This is a genomic window from Mycobacterium sp. TH-M11, assembly GCF_057473725.1.
In genome coordinates this window covers 1-1,600 of record NZ_JBYCLD010000233.1, presented here as the reverse complement: position 1 = coordinate 1,600, position 1,600 = coordinate 1, and the positions used below count along the sequence as shown (strand labels likewise).

The following is a 1,600-nucleotide window of genomic DNA, read 5'->3' as shown; positions in this document are numbered from 1 at the left end:
CACCGGATAGCCGATGTCGGCGGCGATCCGCCGGGCCTGCGCGAACGTGGTGGCCATGCCGTAGCGCGGTGCGGGCAGTCCCGCCGCGGCCAGCAGTTCGCCGAAGGCGCCGCGGTCCTCGGCCAAGTCGATGGCCGCGGGCGGGGTGCCGACGATCGGGACACCTTCGTCGGCAAGCCGCTGCGCCAGCCCGAGCGGGGTCTGGCCGCCGAGTTGCACGATCACTCCCACGACGCCCGGGCCGCCGGCACCGGAAAGCTGCTCGGCGTGGAACACCTCCAGGACGTCCTCGAACGTCAGCGGCTCGAAGTAAAGCCGGTCGGCGGTGTCGTAGTCGGTGGAGACCGTCTCGGGGTTGCAGTTGACCATCACCGTCTCGAAGCCGGCTTGGGACAACGTGGTTGCGGCGTGCACACAGCTGTAGTCGAATTCGATGCCCTGACCGATCCGGTTCGGCCCCGAGCCCAGGATCAGCACCTTGGGTTTCTCGGTCTGCGGCGCCACTTCGCTTTCGGCGGAGGGGTCCAGCTCGTAGCTGCTGTAGTGATACGGCGTCTTGGCCTCGAACTCCGCGGCGCAGGTGTCCACGGTCTTGTACACCGGATGGATGCCGAGCCGTCGCCGCAGCGAGCGCACGCCGCCCTCGCCGGCCAGTTCCGGTCGCAGCGCGGCGATCTGGCGGTCCGACAAGCCGTTGTGCTTGCACCGGCGCAGCAGGTCGCCATCGAGGACAGCGGCCTCGCTCACTTCGTCGCGTAGCGTCAACAGCTCGGCGATCTGCGCGACGAACCACGGGTCGATGCCGGACGCCTCGGCCACCCGGTCCACCGATGCGCCCAGCCGCAGGGCCAACTCGACGTCGTAGAGCCGGCCGTCGGTGGGGGTCCGCAACCGCTCGAGCGCGTCCTGGGCCGTTCCTTCGGTATCGGGCTTGGTCCAGAAGCCGGCGCGGTCGGTCTCCAGCGACCGCATCACCTTGCCGAGCGCCTCGATGAAGTTGCGCCCCAACGACATCGCCTCGCCGACCGACTTCATCGTGGTGGTCAGCGTCGGGTCGGCGCCGGGGAATTTCTCGAACGCGAATCGCGGCGCCTTGACCACGACGTAGTCCAGCGTGGGTTCGAAGCAGGCCGGGGTTTCCTTGGTGATGTCGTTGAGGATTTCGTCGAGGGTGTAGCCGATGGCCAGCTTGGCGGCGATCTTGGCGATCGGGAAGCCGGTGGCCTTGGAGGCCAACGCACTCGACCGCGACACCCGGGGGTTCATCTCGATGACGACCAGCCGCCCGTCGTGCGGATCGACGGCGAACTGGATGTTGCAGCCGCCGGTGTCGACTCCGACCTCGCGCAGGATGTCGATGCCCAGGTCGCGCATCCGCTGGTACTCGCGGTCGGTGAGCGTCATCGCCGGTGCCACCGTCACCGAGTCGCCGGTGTGCACACCCATCGGGTCGACGTTCTCGATCGAGCACACCACCACGACGTTGTCATGGGCGTCGCGCATCAGTTCGAGCTCGAATTCCTTCCAGCCGTAGATCGATTCCTCGATCAAGACGTTGGCACTGGGCGAGGCGGCCAGCCCGGCGCCGGCCATCCGGTCG

At 68.1% G+C, this 1,600-nt stretch carries 1 protein-coding gene; it reads right to left on the bottom strand.

The features are described from left to right. Positions 1 to 1,600: carbamoyl-phosphate synthase large subunit (gene carB, locus AC2VOG_RS09845; protein WP_486939717.1), on the bottom strand; the 1,600-nt coding region annotated here is incomplete at both ends.